The sequence below is a fragment of the Sphingomonas sp. genome, assembly GCF_039595165.1.
GTDB lineage: Bacteria > Pseudomonadota > Alphaproteobacteria > Sphingomonadales > Sphingomonadaceae > Sphingomonas.
In genome coordinates this window covers 15,916-33,197 of sequence record NZ_JBCNMA010000023.1, presented here as the reverse complement: position 1 = coordinate 33,197, position 17,282 = coordinate 15,916, and the positions used below count along the sequence as shown (strand labels likewise).

At 68.6% G+C, this 17,282-nt stretch carries 18 protein-coding genes; 6 read left to right on the top strand and 12 right to left on the bottom strand.

Going from position 1 to position 17,282, the window contains the following annotated elements; genetic code table 11:
* Positions 1-1,087 precede the first annotated feature (1,087 nt).
* The 3 genes from ABDV68_RS06420 to dnaK all read right to left on the bottom strand — a co-directional run bounded on the left by ABDV68_RS06420 (position 1,088) and on the right by dnaK (position 5,279).
* Complete coding sequence (locus ABDV68_RS06420) at positions 1,088-1,426, bottom strand: low molecular weight protein tyrosine phosphatase family protein (RefSeq protein WP_343518900.1); 339 nt, start codon at positions 1,424-1,426, stop codon at positions 1,088-1,090.
* Positions 1,427-2,190: 764 nt separating this feature from the next.
* Entirely contained in the window at positions 2,191-3,306 is a 1,116-nt protein-coding gene (dnaJ, locus tag ABDV68_RS06415; protein ID WP_343518899.1) for a molecular chaperone DnaJ, read from the bottom strand.
* 65 nt (positions 3,307-3,371) lie between these two features.
* Positions 3,372-5,279 (bottom strand): molecular chaperone DnaK, encoded by a 1,908-nt coding sequence (dnaK, locus tag ABDV68_RS06410; protein ID WP_343518898.1) that lies wholly within the window; start codon positions 5,277-5,279, stop codon positions 3,372-3,374.
* A 173-nt stretch (positions 5,280-5,452) separates the two neighbouring features.
* On the opposite strand from dnaK, the gene ABDV68_RS06405 reads away from it, so the two are divergent.
* The gene (locus tag ABDV68_RS06405) at positions 5,453-5,890 is read left to right on the top strand and encodes a copper chaperone PCu(A)C (protein WP_343518897.1); all 438 of its coding nucleotides are present in this window, start codon (positions 5,453-5,455) and stop codon (positions 5,888-5,890) included.
* Here the strand turns inward: ABDV68_RS06405 and ABDV68_RS06400 are convergent.
* Complete coding sequence (locus ABDV68_RS06400; protein WP_343518895.1) at positions 5,887-6,279, bottom strand: YciI family protein; 393 nt, start codon at positions 6,277-6,279, stop codon at positions 5,887-5,889. The two genes, ABDV68_RS06405 and ABDV68_RS06400, sit on opposite strands and share 4 nt — an antisense overlap.
* Before the next feature lie 133 nt (positions 6,280-6,412).
* Here ABDV68_RS06400 and ABDV68_RS06395 point away from each other — a divergent pair, with 133 nt between their 5' ends.
* On the top strand, positions 6,413-6,571 hold the full coding sequence (locus ABDV68_RS06395) for a hypothetical protein (protein WP_343518894.1): 159 nt from the start codon (positions 6,413-6,415) through the stop codon (positions 6,569-6,571).
* Positions 6,572-6,613: 42 nt separating this feature from the next.
* Positions 6,614-7,102 carry a vgr related protein gene (locus ABDV68_RS06390; RefSeq protein ID WP_343518892.1) on the top strand — a complete coding sequence of 163 codons (489 nt, stop codon included), beginning with the start codon at positions 6,614-6,616 and terminating at the stop codon, positions 7,100-7,102.
* A gap of 15 nt (positions 7,103-7,117) precedes the next feature.
* On the opposite strand, the gene ABDV68_RS06385 is transcribed toward ABDV68_RS06390, so the two are convergent.
* A complete protein-coding gene (locus ABDV68_RS06385) occupies positions 7,118-8,800 on the bottom strand; it encodes a hypothetical protein (RefSeq protein ID WP_343518891.1) in 1,683 nt (560 codons plus the stop codon).
* Between the two features lie 143 nt (positions 8,801-8,943).
* Here ABDV68_RS06385 and ABDV68_RS06380 point away from each other — a divergent pair, with 143 nt between their 5' ends.
* Genes ABDV68_RS06380 through aac(3) form a run of 3 tightly spaced genes read left to right on the top strand, consistent with a single transcriptional unit; the run spans position 8,944 to position 12,208 of the window.
* Positions 8,944-10,032, top strand: coding sequence for an alpha/beta hydrolase (locus ABDV68_RS06380; protein WP_343518889.1), 1,089 nt, complete (start codon positions 8,944-8,946; stop codon positions 10,030-10,032).
* 56 nt (positions 10,033-10,088) lie between these two features.
* A complete protein-coding gene (locus ABDV68_RS06375; protein ID WP_343518887.1) occupies positions 10,089-11,417 on the top strand; it encodes an amidohydrolase family protein in 1,329 nt (442 codons plus the stop codon).
* Positions 11,417-12,208: an aminoglycoside 3-N-acetyltransferase gene (aac(3), locus tag ABDV68_RS06370; protein WP_343518885.1), complete on the top strand. Its 792-nt coding sequence runs from the start codon at positions 11,417-11,419 to the stop codon at positions 12,206-12,208. Before ABDV68_RS06375 ends, aac(3) begins: the two co-directional genes overlap by 1 nt.
* Here aac(3) and ABDV68_RS06365 read toward each other — a convergent pair.
* From ABDV68_RS06365 to ABDV68_RS06335, 7 genes are read right to left on the bottom strand one after another with little or no spacing between them, the layout of a single operon-like run.
* A complete protein-coding gene (locus ABDV68_RS06365; protein ID WP_343518884.1) occupies positions 12,198-12,557 on the bottom strand; it encodes a peroxiredoxin in 360 nt (119 codons plus the stop codon). The two genes, aac(3) and ABDV68_RS06365, sit on opposite strands and share 11 nt — an antisense overlap.
* Positions 12,545-13,297 carry a molybdopterin-synthase adenylyltransferase MoeB gene (gene moeB / locus ABDV68_RS06360; RefSeq protein WP_343518882.1) on the bottom strand — a complete coding sequence of 251 codons (753 nt, stop codon included), beginning with the start codon at positions 13,295-13,297 and terminating at the stop codon, positions 12,545-12,547. The genes ABDV68_RS06365 and moeB overlap by 13 nt, the downstream gene beginning before the upstream one ends.
* A complete protein-coding gene (locus ABDV68_RS06355) occupies positions 13,294-13,734 on the bottom strand; it encodes a hypothetical protein (RefSeq protein ID WP_343518881.1) in 441 nt (146 codons plus the stop codon). The genes moeB and ABDV68_RS06355 overlap by 4 nt, the downstream gene beginning before the upstream one ends.
* Complete coding sequence (dut, locus tag ABDV68_RS06350) at positions 13,734-14,183, bottom strand: dUTP diphosphatase (protein WP_343518880.1); 450 nt, start codon at positions 14,181-14,183, stop codon at positions 13,734-13,736. The genes ABDV68_RS06355 and dut overlap by 1 nt, the downstream gene beginning before the upstream one ends.
* Positions 14,180-14,989: a hypothetical protein gene (locus ABDV68_RS06345; protein WP_343518878.1), complete on the bottom strand. Its 810-nt coding sequence runs from the start codon at positions 14,987-14,989 to the stop codon at positions 14,180-14,182. The genes dut and ABDV68_RS06345 overlap by 4 nt, the downstream gene beginning before the upstream one ends.
* Complete coding sequence (gene coaBC, locus ABDV68_RS06340; RefSeq protein WP_343518876.1) at positions 14,979-16,154, bottom strand: bifunctional phosphopantothenoylcysteine decarboxylase/phosphopantothenate--cysteine ligase CoaBC; 1,176 nt, start codon at positions 16,152-16,154, stop codon at positions 14,979-14,981. Before coaBC ends, ABDV68_RS06345 begins: the two co-directional genes overlap by 11 nt.
* On the bottom strand, positions 16,151-17,257 hold the full coding sequence (locus tag ABDV68_RS06335) for a hypothetical protein (protein WP_343518875.1): 1,107 nt from the start codon (positions 17,255-17,257) through the stop codon (positions 16,151-16,153). Before ABDV68_RS06335 ends, coaBC begins: the two co-directional genes overlap by 4 nt.
* Positions 17,258-17,282: the final 25 nt, after the last annotated feature.

Genomic DNA, 17,282 nt, shown 5'->3' with positions numbered 1-17,282 from the left:
TCGGGATCGACGGGATTTGATGACCGAAACCGCGAAGCCGATGCCGCACGGCAAAGGTGGAGCAAAGGACATCGAGGTGGGAAGCCGATCCTTCGGGATTGCCCCCGCCCCGGTGACCGGCCGAGGGAAGGCATTCGCTGACCACCGGCCAAGCGCTCTGGTCCGCCACCCTTGCCGGCGCGGATCGGGCGATGCCGCCGACGTGAAGGCGCGCGCAGCCCTTGCGGCAGCGCGAGGTCCGAAAGTCCGGCGACACGGGGGGCTGGCGGAAACGCCGGCCCCCTTTTCCTTGCGCCTTTCTCTGTTCTTTACGTTGTATCCTGCCGCTGCCGAGAAGTTGACGAAGTTACGCGGAACGCGATTCATTCTGTCAACTTCATCGTCTTCATATGGGCGGGGTGCGTTAACCAGGCGCTGATCGACGAGATCAAAGAGCGGCGCTATGCAGCTGGTCGATGCAAGCAAACCAATTCCAACATTGCAAGCGGGGTAGTTATCGGGTGGAAAGCTGTCGCTCATTGGAACTCAGCGACGAGCTTCCACCGTTTCAAATTCGCGAAATGACGCAGTATCGGGCAAAGTAAATCCCCGGCGAGCATCAGGTTCGGCAAGGCCGGCATTGAAGTGTGTCGGCATCTTGGACCGGAGACAAGCGACAACCTCGCGATCCCTGACGGTGCTCCAACTCACAATGTGCGCGCTATGCGACCAGTTGGTTGAGAGCATCGGGAAATTGGCCCACACTGGCGAGCAATGTCGAGTAGATGAAGAAAGAACAGTCGGTCCGTTCCCTTGGGAACAGCGCCTTTCCCTTTAATTCGGCCCACTCCACCTCGCACGCCGTCAGGCAACTCGATCACCAGCAATTTGAGTCCCGGTGACGATTCGGCCGGTTGTGGCGCGGCGATGGAGGCGAAGGCCAGCAAGGCTGCAAAGAGTGACATTGCTGCAAACCCCTCCTGCCGTTTGAAATGAAACTCGCCGATGGCCGCTATGACCGCAATGGGGTCGTTTGCCGACCGTCGGCTCCTGGCGCGTCGTCGCAACGGCGGAACGGCTCGAAATGGGTGGTTAGCGGTCATTCGGTTTAAGCGGGCGAACTCATAGGGAGGTGGCGAGCCATCCGCGCTTCGAGTAGCCTGATCAATCCCGCGTCCATGAAGTCGTAATCGTCCGGGATGTCCAAGCAGATCATTCGCTTGTTACCGAGGGCGTTGTTGAATCGCTTTTGAACCTTGTTGCGGTGAGTCTTTTCCATGACGACAACGAAGTCGGCCCATCGGATAAGTTCCTCAGTCAGCGGGTTTTCGGCGTCGTTATTGGTGCCAGCCGACGCCACTTCGATGTCGGTTCGACCCGAAAAGATTTGCTCAGCCGTCGGACTTCTGAGCCGGTTCTGACTACAAATGAACAAATACCGCTTCATCGCGCCTCCAAAACAGCGGCACACTATCTTGCTCGCGAATGTCCGCAATGGGGTCGTTTGCCGCCTGACCGTTGTTAGGAAGACTTCGTCACTGCGGAACGGCTCGAATTGGGGTGGGTAGCTGCCGTCAACCAGCGGTGAAGGACGAGGGGGTAGGGCGGCGCATTAGTCGAGACACACTCATCAATGCTGCCAGAGATATAAGCACGTAACCGGAGAGCCATGCCAACGCCGGCCCACCGGACGAACTGCCCCACAACATTAGACTTGTCCGAAGCATCGGGAACGTGCTGGCAAGCACGAACAGGAAACCGCTAAGAAACACTGCTCCCTTCAATTTCGGTGCTCGCGTCAGAGATAGCACGAACGCCAGCGCGGATAGCAACATCACAAGCAGCGAGATTAGATCCCGATACAAGATCGAGATCGCGAGCATGCAAAACCGTAAGAAACAGAACGCCGGCTGCGACGGCTGTTTTCAACCCTGACACAATGCCAGCATGGCCCCGCCCTCTCATCCGGTCAAGGAAGCAAGTACGTCGTTAGCCGCTCGTGCGACTAACGACCGCTATGGGGTCGTTAGCGGTCTGACCGATTTTGAGTGAAAAGCGGGCATCAGCCCTCTCCCTTGGAGAGGTAGGGCCTAAGCAGCAAAGCTGAGTGGGAGGGCGAGGACAAGCCAGCGTCGTGCCCACCGTCACCCTTCCGCGCCTCTCTCCCCATGGCTTCGGAGGCTAGTTTGCGACGCCGCTGTCTAGCGGTGGTCAGCAGCCGCCGCCGACCGCCTTCTTGACCTTGGCGAAGAAACCGGTCGAGGCCGGACATTCCTCTCCGGTCTCGAGCGTGCGGAACTCGTCGAGCAGTTCCTTCTGGCGGGGCGAGAGCTTGGTCGGGATCTCGACCTCGAGCTTGACCACCAGGTCGCCGCGGCCGCGGCCTTGCAGCACGGGCATGCCCGCGCCGCGCTGGCGCACCTCGCGACCCGACTGGGTGCCGGGATTGATGCGGATGTTGTGCAGTTCGCCGTCGGGACCGGGGATCTCGATCTCGCCGCCCAATGCCGCCGTGGTGAAGCTGATCGGCGCGCGCGCGTAGAGCGTGGTGCCTTCGCGCTCGAAGATCGCGTGCTTGGCGACATGGAGGAATATGTAGAGATCGCCCGGAGGCGCGCCGCGCGCGCCGGCCTCGCCCTGGCCGGAGAGGCGGATGCGCGTACCCTCGTCGACGCCCGGCGGCACGTTCACCGCGAGCGTCACGGTCTTGTCGGTGCGGCCCTCGCCGCGGCAGTTGCGGCACGGATCGGTGATCGTCTGCCCCGCGCCGTGGCACGACGGGCAGGTCCGCTCGACCATGAAGAAGCCCTGTTGCGCGCGCACCTTGCCATGCCCGCGGCAGGTGCCGCAGGTCTTCGCCATGGTGCCGGGCGAGGCGCCGGTGCCGCCACACGGCTCGCAGATGCCCGAGACATCGATCGTGATGTCGGTCTGCTTGCCGTGGAAGGCGTCTTCCAGGCTGATCTCCATGTCGTAGCGCAGGTCGGCGCCGCGCTGCTGGCGCGGGCCGCCGCGGCCGCCGCCCATGAACTCGCCGAACATCGATTCGAAGATGTCGGAAAAGGCGTCGAAGCCCGGGCCCTGGCCGCCGCCCATGCCCGCCGGGCCCGCATGGCCGAACCGGTCATAAGCGGCGCGCTTCTGCGGATCCTTCAGGCAGTCATAGGCTTCGTTGATCGCCTTGAACTTCGCCTCGTGGTCCTTGCACCCGCCATTCTTGTCGGGGTGGAATTTGAGCGCGAGCTTGCGGAACGCGGCCTTGATCGTGGCGTCGTCCGCGTCGCGGGAGCAGCCTAGCAGCTCGTAATAATCAGTCTGGGTGGTCATTCACTCGGCCCCCGCCCATGCCCCCGCCATCCCCGAAATTCGAAAATGGCGGGGGCGAGCATAGCTTACGCCTTGTTGTCGTCCACCTCGGAGAATTCGGCATCGACGACATCGTCGCCGCCCTCATTCTCCGCCGGAGCCGCAGCCGAAGGCGAAGCCTCGGACTGCTGCTGCTTCTCATAGATCGCCTGGCCGAGCTTCATCGCCACCTGCGCGAGCGCCTGGCTCTTCTCGTTCATCGCATCCGAATCGCCGCTCTCGACCGCCGCCTTGGCCTCGTCGATCGCCGCCTGGATCTCGCCCTTCAGCGCATCGTCGACCTTGTCGCCATTCTCCGCGAGCTGGCGCTCGGTGGTGTGGATCAGGCTCTCGGCGTTGTTCTTCGCCTCGGCCGCGGCGCGGCGCTTCTTGTCCTCTTCGGCGAAGTTCTCGGCGTCGCGGACCATCTGCTCGATGTCGGCGTCGCTGAGGCCGCCCGAGGCCTGGATGCGGATCTGCTGCTCCTTGCCGGTGCCCTTGTCCTTCGCCGAGACGTTGACGATGCCGTTGGCGTCGATGTCGAAGGTGACCTCGATCTGCGGCACGCCGCGCGGGGCCGGGGGGATGCCGACCAGGTCGAACTGGCCGAGCAGCTTGTTGTCCGCGGCCATCTCCCGTTCGCCCTGGAAGACGCGGATCGTCACCGCCTGCTGATTGTCGTCAGCGGTGGAATAGACCTGCGACTTCTTGGTCGGGATCGTGGTGTTGCGGTCGATCATGCGCGTGAACACGCCGCCCAGCGTCTCGATGCCGAGCGAGAGCGGAGTCACGTCGAGCAGCAGCACGTCCTTGACGTCGCCCTGCAGCACGCCGGCCTGGATCGCCGCACCGATCGCGACGACCTCGTCGGGGTTGACGCCGGTGTGCGGCTCCTTGCCGAAGAAGTCCTTCACGACCTGGCGCACCTTGGGCATGCGCGTCATGCCGCCGACGAGCACGACCTCGTCGATCGCATTCGCCTTGATGCCCGCATCGGCCATCGCCTTGCGGCACGGCTCGAGCGTGCGGGTGATCAGGTCGTCGACCAGCCGCTCGAGATCGGCGCGGGTGATCGTCTTGACGAGATGCTTGGGGCCGTTCTGGTCGGCGGTGATGAAGGGCAGGTTGACCTCGGTCGTCGCGGCGGACGACAGCTCGATCTTCGCCTTCTCGGCGGCTTCCTTGAGCCGCTGCAGCGCGAGCTTGTCCTTGGTGAGGTCGATGCCTTCGGCCTTCTTGAAGTCGTCGGCCAGGAACTGGACGACCTTGCTGTCGAAGTCCTCGCCGCCGAGGAAGGTGTCGCCGTTGGTCGCCTTCACCTCGAACACGCCGTCGCCGATCTCGAGGATCGAGATGTCGAAGGTGCCGCCGCCCAGGTCATAGACCGCGATGGTCTTGCCGTCGGTCTTCTCGAGGCCATAGGCCAGCGCCGCGGCGGTCGGCTCGTTGATGATGCGCAGCACTTCGAGGCCCGCGATCTTGCCGGCGTCCTTGGTTGCCTGGCGCTGGGCGTCGTTGAAATAGGCGGGAACGGTGATCACCGCCTGCGTCACGGTCTCGCCCAGATAGCTCTCCGCGGTCTCCTTCATCTTCTGCAGGATGAAGGCGCTGATCTGGCTCGGCGAATAATCCTCGCCGCCGGCCTTGACCCACGCGTCGCCATTGGCGCCCTTCACGATCGTGTAGGGAACCAGTTCGGTGTCCTTCTTGGTGATGGGATCGTCGAAGCGGCGGCCGATCAGGCGCTTGACCGCGAAGACGGTGTTGTCGGGGTTCGTGACCGCCTGGCGCTTGGCCGGCTGGCCGATCAGACGCTCGCCATCCTTGGCGAAGGCGACGATGGAGGGCGTCGTGCGCGCGCCTTCCGCATTCTCGATCACCTTGGGCTTGCCGCCCTCCATCACCGCAACGCAGCTGTTGGTCGTGCCGAGATCGATTCCGATAACCTTACCCATGAGTCCTCTATTGGCCCCCGTGTGCTAATCCAAAAGTTTCAACGTCTTACCGAATCCCGGAAACGGCAATTCGGTTGTTACCTGCCGCGATATAGGTGGGCCGCGCCTTGCCGCAAGATTATGCGACGAATAGGAAATCCGCCGGGTTTCCCGAATCGGGAGGAGAAGGCGTGATGCGGGCGGTTTTCAGCATGATTCTGGCGGGCGCGGCGCTGGCGGGGTGCCAGCAGGCGGAACTGGGCGCGAGCGATGCCTGGGTGCGGCTGCCCGCGGTCCAAGGGCGGCCGGCTGCCGCCTATTTCACGGTGCAGGGCGGGGCGCAGGCGACCAGCCTGGTCGCCGTCTCCAGCCCGGCGGCGATCCGCGGCGAGATCCACGAGATGAAGCAGGACGGCGCGATGATGACGATGGCGCCGATCAAGGACGTGCCGGTCGCCGCGGGGGGGCGTGTCGAATTCAAGCCGGGCGGCAAGCACGTCATGCTCTACGACCTGTCGCCCGACGTACGCGTGGGCGCCACCATGCCGCTGCGTCTCGCCTTCGCCGACGGCAAGACGGTCGAGGTGCAGGCCCAGGTCCGCGCCGCGGGCGACGCGCACGACTCGCACTAGGGGCTGGCGGCGGTGGCCGCGCCGGCCCCGGTGAAGCGCGGTGTGAAATCGCGTGCCTCGCCGACGAAGATGCCCGCCTTTACCGCGGGATCGGCGGCGGCGATCGCGTCCGCGGCAGCCTGGTCGGCGGCGTGGATCAGGATCAGCCCGCCATCGGGACCCATCGGTCCGGCATAGACGATATCGCCGCGTTCGTGCAGCGCCTTCACATAGAAGAAATGGTCGCGCAGACCCTGGTCCTTCATCGGCACGCCGGGTTTCCACGCCGGCCCGGCGCGGTAGACGGTCGCGAACATCGGGCGGGCCGTCTGCTGCTGCGCCGCGCTGGTGCCGGCGGTCATCGCCAAGGCGATCGCGGCGATTCCGGCCCGTCTCGTCAGTCTGTGCATCCGACCCTCTCCTGTCATCGTATCAGCGTGAAGACCGCGCCCGGCGCGTCAAGCCGTACCGTCCCTAAGGATTACCCCAAAGGGGTAGGCCGGGGAAAACCAATCATTGACCACGCGGCGGCGAGCTAAGTGCATGAAACCGCTCACGATCATGATCATCGCGTCGCTCGCGATGGGCCCGGCGTTGTTCCGGGGCGCCTATACCGCCGAGGTGTGGGGGCTGGCCCGCGCCGAGATGCAGTCGGTGCGTGGCTTCGCCGACGCGCACACCCGGGTGATGCCGCGTGACTGAAGCGCAACGCGTGACCTGCGCCGCGCGGCGGCCTATGTGCGGATGCCGATGACCGCACATGCCACCCGCCCGCTCACGTCCGGAGAAATCGCCCTCGCCAGCAGCGTGTTCGGCGACGCGATCGACTATTCGCGTGCCGCGATCGCCAATCGCAAATGGATATTCTTCCAGCCGCGCCAGGTCGCGATGGCGCCGCTCGGCTGCATCCACTTCCATCCCAAGGGCTGCAACTACCGCGACGATTTCGCGGAGGCCTCGCTGGCGCTGCAGGGCCTGTTCATCCACGAGATGGTGCACATCTGGCAGCACCAGAAGGGCATCTTCCTGCCGCTGCGCCGCCATCCGTTCTGCCGCTATGGCTATAGCCTGAAGCCCGGCTGGCGGCTCGAACGCTACGGGCTCGAGCAGCAGGCGGAGATCGTCCGCCACGTCTTCATGCTGCGCCAGGGCGCGCTGCTGCCCGGCGCGCCGCCGCTCGAGCAATATCGCGGGATCTTGCCTTTCACCGGGATCGACGGCCGGACCGTCTGAGGGCGGCCGAGCGGATCAGTCGCGACGGCCGCGGCGTTCGCCGCCACCGCCACCGCCACCGCCACCGCCACCGCCACCGCCGCCACGTTCGGCCCGGCGCTCGGCGCGCGCCTGGACCGCGGCCTGACGTGCCTGCTGATGCTGCTGCGCTGCCTGCTGGCGCGCGGCCATCTGCTGCTGGCGTTCGGCGGCGCGCTGCTCGCGGGCGGCCGCCATCTGCTGTTGCCGGCCGGCATCCTGCTGGCGCCGCACCGCCATCGCCTGATCGCGCACCGCGCGTTGCTGGGCCCGTGCCGCCTGCATCTGCGCGCGCTGCTGGCGCTGGACCGAGTCGCGCTGCGCACGAGCGGCCGCTGCCATCTGCGAACGACGCTGCTCGGCCTGCTGGCGGCGCGCGAGCTGCGCGGAATCACGCTGCTGGCGTTCGGCGCGCTGGCGCATCTCGCCCTGACGGCGCTGCCCTTCAGCCGCCCGCTGCTGGCGTTGCGCGAGCTGCTGCGCGCGTTCGGCCTGGCGCTGGGCGCGCTGCTGCGACCGGGCCTGGAGCTGCGCTTCGCCCGTGCGGTCGGCGAGGCGCGCCTGGCGCTGCGCGGCGCGTTGGGCCTGGCGGTCGGCGCGCAATTGCTGGCGGGCGCCGTCATGCGGGTCGAGCCGCGGCTGCATGATCTCGCGGCGGCGCTGTTGGGCCGGCGTGATCTCGCGGTCGCGCCGGCCGTCCATGAACTGCGCGCGTTGCGCCTGACGCACGGCGCGGTCGGCGGCGAGCTGCTGACGCTGCACCTGGCGCTGGGCGCGCTCGGCCTGACGATCGAGGCGCTCCGTCGGGCGGCGCTGCGGCGTGTAAAGCGCGGGTACGCGTCCACGCAGCCCGTCTTCCTGCCAGCTGGCGAAGCGCTGCGCGGCGCCGCGACGAATCTCGCGCTCGGCGCGCAGCTGCTGGCGCTGCGCCCGTACCTCGGCGCGCTGGCGCCACTCGCGCCACGCCGGCTGGGTGTTGCGCGCGCCGGCCCATTGCTGGCGCGCCCGCTCGATCGCCGGGCGGCGCGCCGCCCAGACCGGCGCGGCGACGCCCCGGCGCTCGCGTCGCGCGGCCCGCCGCAGGTCATGTGCGCGGGCGTAGTAGCGCGAGCCATAGTCCACGCGCTGCCTTGCCAGGGCGAGCGGGAGCAATGCGCCCCCGGCGTCATAAACCGCGGCGATGCGCCCGTCGGAATAGCCGTAGCTGTACCAGGGATCGCGCACGAGATACGGGTAATCCGCTTCCGGTTCGTAATAATAGTAGCGGTAGTAGCCGTCGTCGATCGGCTCGGCATAGGTGATATAGCCGTTCGCGGCCTCCCAGCCCCATGGCTCGACATCGTCATAGCCGAAGCCATAATCGGGCGGCGCGTCGCCGATCACGTCGAAGATCGTGTCGGCGCGGTCGATCCAGGCATAGCCCTGATCGCCCGGATCGGCGTAAGCGAGCTGGCGCGCCGCGGGCAGCCGCTCGGCGGCGGGCGCATAGACCAGCGGCTCGGACGCCGCGGTCATCGGCAGCGCTTCGGGAAGCGGGGGCAGCGTTGCGTTGGTCAGCGCCGCGGTCTCGGTCTGCTCGACCGCGCGCGGATCGCAGGCGGACAGGGCGATCAGCGCCGCGAGCGCGCTCCCGACGACCAGTGCATTGCGCGCCCGACGGCGCGGGGCGGATGTCGACATCTTCACCTCCATTGCCCCCGGATTTGCCGCAAGACTGGCGGGGCCCGCCTGAACTCGCCGTGGCCGCGCCGTTCATGTCCGGTTGTGGAGCGTTGCGGGTGCGGGGCGCCTGGCCTAGCCATTGCGCCACAAGGAGAATCCGCATGTTCCGACGCCTCGTGCTGCTTCCGCTGATCGCTGTCGTTCCCGCCGCCGCGCAGACCGATCCCTATGCCGAGGGGCGCGCGGTGATCGCCGACATCAACCGCGTCGTCACGCCGAATGGCGTGCAGGAGACGTTCGAGGTGACGCTCGGCGGCGCGCGGCAGGTGGTCAACGTGCGCGGCGCCGACCGCGACAACCCGATCCTCCTCTTCATTCATGGCGGGCCTGGCGCCGTGGAGATGCCGATCGCGTGGAGTTTCCAGCGGCCATGGGAGGATGTCTTCACCGTAGTGCAATGGGACCAGCGCGGGGCGGGGCGGTCGTACCTGCTCGAGGATCCGGCCAAGCTCGCGCCGACGCTGACCCTCGAACGCTATCGCGACGACGCGATCGAGTTGATCGAGGATCTGCGCAAGCGCTACGGCAAGCGCAAGATCGTCCTGCTCGGCCATAGCTGGGGCAGCAGCGTCGGGCTGGCGGTCGCGGCGAAGCGGCCCGACCTGCTCTACGCTTATGTCGGCATGGGGCAGGCGATCGACTGGAAGGACAATGAGCGCGCCGGCATGGCCTGGACGCTCGCTCAGGCGAAGCAGCGCGGCGATACCGAGGCGGTGAAGGCGATCGAAGCGCTCAAGCCCTATCCCGACGGCGGCAGCTTCACGATCGACCAGGCCGATGGCTGGCGCAAATATGCGATCCGCTACGGCTCGCTCGCGGCCTATCGCGAGGACGCGAACTTCTATCTGCGCGCGCCGCGTCTCTCCCCCGAATATACGCCGGCCGACGTCAAGGCGTGGGGTGACGGCAGCCTGTTCACCGTCAAGACGCTGTGGCCGCGGCTTGCCCAGGTGAGCTTCGACGATGTCCGCCGGATCGACACGCCGGTGATCTTCTTTCTCGGCCGGCACGACCGCACCACCACTTCGAGCCTAGCCGATGCGTGGCTGAAGCGTGTCTCCGCACCGCGCAAGCAGGTGGTGTGGTTCGAGCATTCCTCTCATCTGCCGATGGTCGAGGAGCCGGGCCGCACCTTTGCCGCGCTGCTCCGGCATGTGCTGCCGCTGGCGGTCGAAGCGCCAAGAAAGTGATGGCGAGCTGAAGGCTTGCTGCTAGTTTCCCGCGAAACGAAAAGAGGGGAGCCTTTATGCGTCGTATCGCCGCCGTCACCGCCCTGTTGCTTGCCGCCACCCCGCTCGCCGCGCAGACCGCCGCGCCCAAGGTCAAGTTCATCCACGCCGGCGCGCTGCTGGCGAAGCCGGGCGAGGCGCCGCGCGGGGCGAGCACGATCGTGGTGCGCGACGGCAAAGTGGCCGAAGTGCGCGACGGCTTCGTGACGCCCGAGGGCGGGGCCGAGCTGATCGACCTCAGGGACCGCTTCGTGCTGCCCGGGCTGGTCGACATGCATGTCCACCTCTGGGGGATCGGCGGCGATCCGCTGCGCGACCGGCTGACCGCGCTCAACCGCGACGATGCCGACGACATGATGTACGCCGTCGCCAATGCGCGGGTGACGCTCGATGCGGGCTTCACCACGGTGCGCGATCTCGGCGGCAGCGCGCGCGGCATGCGGGCGCTGCGCGAGGGTGTCGAGCGCGGCACGATCTCGGGGCCGACGATCGTCAACGCGGGCAATCCGATCTCGGTCTCGGGCGGGCATGCCGACGGCACCAATGGCGTCGCCGAGGTGTTCGCCGACGCGCTGCACCAGCATCAGATCAACACCTGCGACGGCCCCGACGATTGCCGCCGTGCGGTGCGTCAGCAGGTCGCCTTGGGCGCTCAGGTGATCAAGTACATGTCGACCGGCGGCGTGCTCTCCAACGTCTCGGGCGGGCTCGGGCGCGCGATGACCGACGAGGAGATGAAGGCGATCATCGACACCGCCCACGGCCTCGGCCGCAGGGTCGCGACGCACAGCCATGCCGTGGCCGGGACCAAGGCGGCGATCGCGGCGGGCGTCGACACGGTCGACCATGGCACCTTCCTCGACGACGAGGCAATTCGGGCAATGAAGGCAAATGGCACTTGGCTTGTCCCGACCATGATGGCGCCTGCCGCCGCGCTCGAATTCGCGCGTGCCGACCTGCTCCCGCCCGCGACCATCCCCAAAGCCGAGGAGGCGGCGGCCGCCGCCTTCGCCAGCCACAGCAAGGCCCTTGCCGCGGGCGTGAAGGTGGCATTCGGCACCGACACCGGCGTGTCGAAACATGGCGACAATGCGAAGGAGTTCGCGCTGATGGTCAAGGCGGGGATGACGCCCGCGCAGGCGCTCAAGGCGGCGACGGTCAATGCGGCGGAGGCGCTCGGCCGCGCCTCGATCGGCACGATCGAGCCGGGCAAGGATGCCGACATCATCGCGGTCGCGGGCAGCCCGCTCGAGGATGTGACGCGGATGGAGAAGGTCGACTTCGTGATGCGCCACGGCGTTGTCCACAAGGCGGGCGGGAAGCGGCAGGGCTTCCCCGCCGACTGATGCGCACGCGCGACGAACTGGCGGCGGACCTGCGCGCGCTCGGCCTTGCGGCGGGCGCTCCCGTGATGGTCCACGCGGCGCTGCGCCGGATCGGGCCGGTGCTGGGGCAGGGGGACGCGGTGATCGGCGCGTTGCGCGATGCGGTCGGACCGGAGGGAACGATCGCCGCCTATGCCGACTGGGAAGCCGACTACGAGGAGCTGCTCGACGAACATGGCCGCGTGCCGATGTGGTGGAAGCCGCACGTCCCGCCGTTCGACCGCGACGCATCGCGCGCGGTGCGCGACAACGGCGTCTTTTCCGAGCTGCTGCGCACCACGCGCGGCGCGGTGGCGAGCCGCAACCCGGGCGCGCGCGTGGTGGCGATCGGCGCCGGTGCGAACTGGCTGACCGCAGAGCATCCGCTCGACTATGGCTATGGGCCGGGATCGCCCTTCGCCAGGCTCGCGCAGGTGAATGGCAAGGTGCTGATGCTCGGCGCGCCGCTCGACACGATGACGCTGATCCATCACGCCGAGCATCTCGCGGACATCGCCAAGCGGGTGATCCGCAAGGAAGTGCCGTTCGCGACCGAGCACGGCACCGAGTGGCGGACGGTCGAGGAGTTCGACACCGCCGACCCGCCCGAGGGCTTCGCCGACGATTATTTCGGGACGGTGGTCGAGGATTTCCTCGCGGCCGGACGGGGCACGCGCGGCAAGGTCGGGGACTCCGATTGCGTGCTGGTCGATGCGGCGCCGATGCTAGCCTTCGCGGTCGCCTGGATCGAGCGCAACGCGCCTAGAACGTGATCAACCGGTCCTCGCGCAGGTCGGCGAGCAGTGAGACCAGGCCGCCCGGCTCGACACCGGCCGGCAGCGCATCGAAGGCGACCCCCGCCGCGGCGAGGCCGGTCTGGCAGGCGATCAGAGTGACTCCGCTCGCCAAGGCCTCCTCGAGCAGCTGAGCTCGGCTCGCAAGACCCGCGGCGGCGCGCAGGGCGTCGTCCGGGTCCGTGCCGGGCACGAGCAGGCCAACCGCGGCCTCGTGACAGTACAGGCGCGCAGTGCCCCCCAGCGCCGCCTGCGCACAAGCAAGCGACAGCGCGGCGCGGAAGCGCTCGACATCCGCGCCGGCGGCGATGATCGTCAGCCCCCGCATGCCGGGCATCCGGGATCCTTGGGCAAGGTCAGCGTGCGGAAGCGCAGCGCCAGCGTGTCGGCGAGCAGCAGCTTGCCAGCGCTGTCCTCGCCGAACGGCGCGATCGCGCGGATCACTTCGAGCGCGGCGAGACTGCCCATCACGCCCGTAAGCGCGCCGAGCACGCCCTGCTCGGCGCAGTTGATCCCGGGCGTCTCCGGATCGGTGCCGGTGAAGCAGCGATAGCAGGGCTTGTCCACTTCCCACCCGCGGAACACGCCGAGCTGGCCCTCGAACTCGCCGACCGCCGCGCTCACCAGCGGCACGCGCTGGCGCAGCGCGGCGTCGGCGACGAGCAGACGCGTGGCGAAATTGTCGGTGCCGTCGAGCACGACGTCGGTGCCGCGGACATATTCGTCGACATTTCCGCGGTCGATGCGGTGCTGCCACGCCAACAGCTCGACATGCGGGTTGAGCGCCTGCGCGCGCGCCAGTGCGGCAACGGCCTTGGATTGGCCGGTGTCGGACGTCGCGAAAATCGTCTGCCGCTGGAGATTGGAGAGGTCGACACGGTCGTCATCGACGATCGCGATGCGGCCAACACCGGCGGCCGCGAGATACTGGATCGCGGGCGAGCCGATGCCGCCCGCGCCGATCACCAGCACCCGCGCCGCCTTGAGCCGCATCTGGCCCGCGCCGCCGATCTCCTTGAGTATGATATGGCGCGCGTAGCGTTCGAGCTCGGCGTCGGAGAGGTTCATTTCCAGACGAAGGTCACGGTGGCGCGATACCATTGCTCCGCCCCGCTGCCGCGCGCGGTCAGGTTGTTGCGCGCGAAGCTGGAGACCAGTCCTGCGGCATATTGCTCGACCACGCCGCAGCCGATCGAGCGCGGGATCGAGGCGCGCACGCCATCCTCGGGGTGGACGAGCACCGCCACCTCGACGCGCATCGCCGGGCGTCCGTCGACCAGCCGCCGCGCGCGGCACTTACGCGCGCGCACCTGGCCCTGGACATAGCTGTGCATCGCCGCGGTCATCTGCGGCGGCTGGCGATAGGGCAGGTCGGGCAGCGTTGCCCAGTCGATCCCGGCGGCTTTCTCCGCGGCGGGCGCTGCCGGCGCGGGCGTGGGCGCAGCGGGCAGGGCCTGCTGCCCCGCGGCGGCGAGCGCGAGGACCAACGCGAGCGGCTCGGCCATCACCGCCCCGTCGATCCGAACCCGCCGGCGCCGCGCGCGGTATCGTCGAGCGCCACGACTTCGGCGAACACCGCACGCTGGACCGGCGCCGCGACGAGCTGCGCGATTCGCTCGCCGCGGGCGATCGGGAAGGGCTCGCTGCCCAGATTGGCGAGGATCACCTTGACCTCGCCGCGATAATCGCTGTCGATCGTGCCGGGCGTGTTGAGGCAAGTGATGCCGTGCTTGAGCGCGAGCCCCGAGCGCGGACGCACCTGCACCTCGTAGCCGTCGGGAATGGCGATCGCGAAGCCGGTGGCGACGGCGTGGCGCGCGCCCGGCGCAAGGATCAGGTCCTCCGCCGCGACCACGTCCATGCCGGCGGCGCCCGCCGTCGCATAGGCAGGCAGCGGCAGCCCCGCGCCATGCGGCAGCCGCGCGAGCCGGATCTGGATAGCCGGCGCGCTCATTGCGGTGTCCGGGGCAGCGCCGAGGCAAGACGTCGCGTCGCTTCGATCACCTGCGGATCGCTGAGCACGTGGCTGCCTTGCTCGGGCAGGATGCGGAAGTCGGTGGCGATGCCGCGCAGGCTCAGCGCCTCGGCATAGGAGCGCGCGAAGCGGGCCGGAACGGTCTTGTCGTCGGCGCCGCTGATCAGCGCCGCGCGCAGGGTGGGGGCGATGCCGCCGGCTGTCTGCAGCGGGTCGAGGCTGTCGATCTTGGCGCGCCAAGCATCGCCGGGCTTCTCGCGCCCCGCCATGTAGCGGCGCCACTCGGGCAGCGCGCAGGGGCAGGAGACGAGCACCATGCCGTCGATCAGATCGCTTCGCAGCCCGGCGAGATTGGCGACGATCGCCGCGCCGCCGCCTTCGCCGATCGCGACGACGCGGGCGCCACGGTAGCGCTGGCGCAGCACGGCGATCGTGTCGCCGACCACCGCGATCCGGTCCGAGGTATAGTCGTCGCCGGCCCCGGCGCCGCGCGCGCCGGGTGACTGGTTGCCCGCGCCATCGGCATAGCCAGGGCGCAGCAGCCGCACGACCGCGCTCGTCGGCTCGGCGCTGGCGAGCGACTTGGCGAAGCCGCTGATGTCGATCTCGGTGCCCGCCGCGCCGTCGCCATGGACCAGCACGAACAGCGTCTCGGCATCGCGCGGCGGCGTGCCGACGGTCTCGGTGAATAGCGGCGGCGCGGCCGGGGTGGCAGGCAGCTTGCCATTGCCCGACGCGCACGCGGCGAGCAGCAGCAGCGGGAGGAGGATCAGGCTAGAGCGCATCGGCGATCCGATCCGCAAGGCGGCGCGCGACGTCCTGCTTGGACAGGCGCTCCCAGCTTTCCGTGCGGCCGCCGGTGACGAGATGGACGCTGTTGCTGTCACCGCCCATCACATCGCCCGAAACATCGTTGGCGACAATCCAGTCCACGCCCTTGCGAGTCCGTTTCGCGGTAGCGTGTTCGACGACCCGTTCTGTTTCGGCGGCGAAACCAACCACCAGCTTCGGACGATGCGGGCCATGGGCGAGCGTGGCGAGGATATCCGGGTTCTCCGTGAGCGCGAGCGCGGGGGCGGCTTCGCCCTTCTTGATCTTCTGTTCCGCGGCGCTGGCGGTGCGCCAGTCGGCGACGGCGGCCACCATCACCGCGGCGTCGGCGGGAAGCGCGGCGTCGACCGCCGCCGCCATCTCGCGCGCGGTCTCGACATCGACGCGATCGACGTGCGGCGGGGTGGGCAGGGTGACCGGGCCGGCGACCAATGTCACGCGAGCGCCGAGCTCGGCAAGCGCAGCGGCGATTTCGAAACCCTGCTTTCCCGACGAGCGGTTGGCGATGTAGCGCACCGGATCGATCGGCTCGTGCGTAGGGCCGGCGGTGACGAGGATATGCTTGCCGGAAAGCCGCCCAGCGCGCGGCGCCAGCGCGGCCTCGATCGCGGCGAGGATCGCTTCGGGCTCGGGCAGGCGGCCGGGGCCGAACTCGCCGCACGCCATCGGGCCCTCGTCAGGCTCCATCACCGTGACCCCATCGGCGCGCAGCCGGGCGACGTTGCGCACCGTGGCGGCGTGCTGCCACATCCGCACGTTCATTGCCGGCGCCGCGAGCACCGGCTTGTCGGTGGCGAGCAGCAGGGTGGTCGCGAGATCGTCGGCCTGTCCCGTCGCCATCTTCGCCAGGAGGCCGGCGGTGGCGGGTGCGACGACGACAAGGTCCGCGTTCCGGCTGAGCTGGATATGCCCCATCTCGGCCTCGTCCTTGAGGTCCCACAGGGTCGTGAACACCTGGTTCTCGGACAAGGCGGCGAGCGTCATCGGGGTCACGAAATGCTCTCCGCCGGGGGTCAGCACGCAAGTGACGCCGATCCCGGCCTTGCGCGCAAGCCGGATCAGCTCGCACGCCTTGTAGGCGGCGATCCCGCCGCCGACGATCAGGAGGATGCGCTTCATCGTTCGACCCTGTGCACCCGCACACGGCGCGTGTCGAGGGCGCGGACCCCGAGATCGCGCAGCCCGTCGGGGACGAAGGCCAGCCCCGCGAGGAAGGCGGGTGCGATCAGCAATCCCCAGTAGAAGGTGTCGAGACGCGCGAACAGGCTGATGACCAGGGCATAGGCGGTAAAGGTCGCGACGGCGCGCAGTGCGAGCGGGTCACGCCAGCTCGTCCAGCCGAACAGCGCGAGCGCGACGAGCAGTGCCGCTGCGGCCGCCGGCAGCAGCTGGAGCCCGGTCGCGAGCGTCATCGCGCGCACGAACAGGCCGAAGCCGTGCATCCCCGCCCAGCCCGGCGAGGCCGCGTCGAGCACGCCGGTGACGCCATGGACCGCGACCGCATGCGCGGCGAGCACGCCAGCGAACACGCCGAGCGCCGCCGCCCAGCCGATCGCCTCGCGCCGCTGTCCTTCGGCGAAGGCGAGACCGCACATGATCACCACGTAGAGCGCAGCGGTCTCGCGCACGAGCATCGCGATCAGCGCGATCGCGGCGGCCTCGACCCACTGTCCGGGTCGGCGCAGCGCGAGGCTGAGCGCGACGAGCAGGCCCGCCCAGATCTCGTGGAATGCGACCAGCGCGGGCTGGACGAAGGCGAGCATGCCTGCTGCGAGCAGGAATAGCGCGAGGAGGCGCGCGGGCGCGCCGGGCAGCGCCTCGGCAAGCCGGCGATACCAGACGAAGCCGGTCGCGGCGGCAAGGGCGTAGAGCAGCCCGAGCGTGACCGCCGGCGGCAGCGCGGCCTGCAAGACCGCGAGACCGGGAAGCCGGAACGTGAGGAACGGCCGCAGCGGATAGCTGCCCGCGCGCAACGCGTCGGCGGCGGCGCGGTAATAGTCCTGGCCGTGGGTGACCGCGGCGACGATGCCCTCATAGAGCGCGACATCAGTCTGGCGGTCTCCACTCGCGCCTGGAGCATCCGCCGCCGGTTGCGGCACGCCGAGCACGGCGAGCGAAGCCAGCAGCAGGATCGCGAGGGCGGCCAGCACAAGGCGCGCGCGCGTTCGCGAAAGCGCGGCGAAGCGGCTGGGGCGCGAGAGCCAGAGCGGGGAACGGGTCATCCGGGCGGGTTCTACCGCGGCCGAT